This window comes from Microbacterium sp. (genome assembly GCF_031178525.1).
In the GTDB taxonomy this organism is placed as follows: Bacteria; Actinomycetota; Actinomycetes; order Actinomycetales; family Microbacteriaceae; genus Microbacterium.
Genome location: NZ_JAPSJA010000329.1, coordinates 1 through 2461 on the forward strand (window position 1 = coordinate 1; position 2461 = coordinate 2461).

Below are 2461 nucleotides of genomic sequence, written 5' to 3' on the forward strand. Positions count from 1 at the left end.
GCATACTCGTCGAGGTCGCTCGTGACGGTGATCCGGGTGTTCACGGCGCCCAGCTCGTCGAGCTGCTGGCGCACCGACGCCGCCACGGTCGGCAGGTCGCCGGAGTCGAGGCGCACGCCGCCGAGCTGCGTACCCGCCACGCGCACGGCGGTGTCGACGCCCGTGACGATGTCGTAGGTGTCGACCAGCAGCGTGGTGCCGGTGCCGAGTGCGTCGACCTGGGCGCGGAACGCGTCCTCCTCGCTGTCGTGCAGCAGGGTCCACGAGTGCGCCGCCGTGCCCATCGTCGGGATGCCCCACGTGCGACCGGCCTCGAGGTTGCTGGTGGCGCTGAAGCCGGCGATGTAGGCCATCCGCGCGGCCGCGACGGCGGACGACTCGCTCGCGCGGCGCGATCCCATCTCGGCCAGCGGCCGATCGCCCGCGGCGATGCTCATGCGCGCGGCGGCCGTGGCGACGGCCGAGTCGTGGTTCAGCACGCTGAGCGCCACGGTCTCGAGGATCACGGCGTCGGCGAAGGTGCCCTCGACCGTCAGGATCGGCGACCCGGGGAAGTAGAGCTCGCCTTCGCGGTATCCCGTGATGGAGCCGGTGAAGCGGTAGTTCTCGAGGTACGCGACGGCCTCGGGACTGACGACCTTCTCGTCGCGCAGGAAGCGCAGCTCGTCCTCGGAGAAGCGGAAGTCCCGCAGCAGCGCGAGCAGGCGCCCCGTGCCCCCCACGACGCCGAAGCGGCGCCCGCCTGACAGGCGCCGGGCGAACAGCTCGAACACGCAGTGGCGCTGTGCGGTGCCGTCGCGCAGCGCGGCGTCGAGCATCGTGAGCTCATAGCGGTCGGTCAACAGGGCCGTCGAGGCGCTCATAAGGGAAACCCTACTGCGGCGCGCGCGGCTCACGCGTCGGAGCGGAACCGGCGCGGCTTGCCCTCGCCGAGCGCGGCGAGCGTGGCCACCCGCATGACCTCGACGGGCACGTCCAGCAGCGCATCCAGCGCCCGACGCGCCTGCGCCTCGTCGCCTCCCGCGATCCGGGCGGTGACGGATCCGTCGGCGGACTGCGCGACCGCCCAGCCCCGGCATCCCGCCGCCTGCAGCTGCTGGGTCAGATCGACGCTCGGCACGCGCCCGCCGTCACCCCGGCGGAACGTGACGTGCGCGCGCCCCTCGAGCCCTGCCAGCGCCATCCTGCCGTTCGCGGTGCGCACCGGGCACGCCGTGTCTCCCGTGCGGTAGCGCACGAGCGGCAGGAAGCGGTTCTCGCCCGCGCTCACGACGACCTCTCCCCGCTCGTCGTCGTCGCATGCCGAGCCGTCCGGTCGCAGCACCTCGACGTGCACGCGGCGCTCGAGCACGACATGCGGACCGCCGTCGACGCTGACCGCGATGGGGCGGGTCTCGTGCAGACCGTAGACATCGAGCACCGGGCAGCCGTACGCCTCCTCCAGTGCGGCGCGCAACGGCAGCGTGAGCGCCATGGCGCTCGAGACGATCGCGAGCGGGCGCAGCCGCGTCGCGTACGCGGGGCGCAGGAGCGCCTCCAGGGCGGTCGGGTCGCCGCTCAGCACCTGGGGATCGGCGTCGACGAGGAGGTTCGCATCCGTCTCGGCCAGGTTCAGGCGCGCCATCGGGGACTCCCCGAAGCCGGGCAGGACGGAAGCGTAGGTGAACGCCTGTCGCTGGTTCACGAGGTAGGCGAGGCCCAGCCGGTCGGGCGCGGGACGCCAGTCCGCACCGAGTCCGCGCACCAGGCCGACGAGGTGGTGGCACCAGCGGGCGAGTTCGTCCGGGTCGTCGGGCATCACGAGCGCCGCGCCGGTCGAACCGGACGAGGTCCCGCGCAGCATCCGATCCAGGTCGGCGTCGTGCGGCACGAATGCGGAGACGTCGCGCACGAGGTCGTCGCGGGTGACGAAAGGGAAGTCCTCGAGTCGCTCGGGGGCGGCGCCGCGGTACCGCGGCAGACGCCCGGCGCGTGCGAGGTGCTCCTCCAGCCAGTCGGACGGGGGAGCGGCCGCGCCGGTCTCCGCCGCACGGCGCTGGCGCTCGGGCGTGAGGCGGTGGCCCGTCGCGTGCACCCAGCGCGGGGCGAGCGGATGCCCCACGAGGGCATCCAGCCTGGCGCGCCCCCGGGGGCTCAGTCCCGGCCACCGTTCGGCGTCCGTGAGTGCGACGCTGCCGAGGGGCGCGTACTCCTCGAGCGCGACGGGATCATCGGGCGGTATCTGCATGTCACTCCGGGCTGTAGCGGGCCGCCGCCTCGCGTGCGCGCGCCTCCTGGAGCTTGCGCTGCACCTCGCGGCGGTGCTTCTCGTCGGCCAGTGCGCGGCTGAGCGTCGCGTCGCGCTGCACCGAGTCCAGCAGGTCGAAGCGCGTGCGCGCGTCCGCGACCGATTCGCCCGCGGGCAGCATGCCGGCCCACAGCAGCAGGAGGCGCACGGCCTCTTCACGCCGCTCGGCGTCGG

General features: G+C 73.9%; 2 protein-coding genes and 1 pseudogene. All 3 read right to left on the bottom strand.

The window, feature by feature from the left end:
- Nucleotides 1–863, bottom strand: an 863-nt coding sequence (gene pncB / locus RIF89_RS13930) for a nicotinate phosphoribosyltransferase (protein ID WP_309069682.1), incomplete at its 3' end; no start/stop codon positions are given.
- Nucleotides 864–892: 29 nt separating this feature from the next.
- On the bottom strand, nt 893–2227 hold the full coding sequence (locus tag RIF89_RS13935) for a CoF synthetase (RefSeq protein WP_309069683.1): 1335 nt from the start codon (nt 2225–2227) through the stop codon (nt 893–895).
- Between the two features lies 1 nt (nt 2228).
- Nucleotides 2229–2461, bottom strand: a pseudogene (locus tag RIF89_RS13940) (phosphohydrolase); the annotation flags it as partial.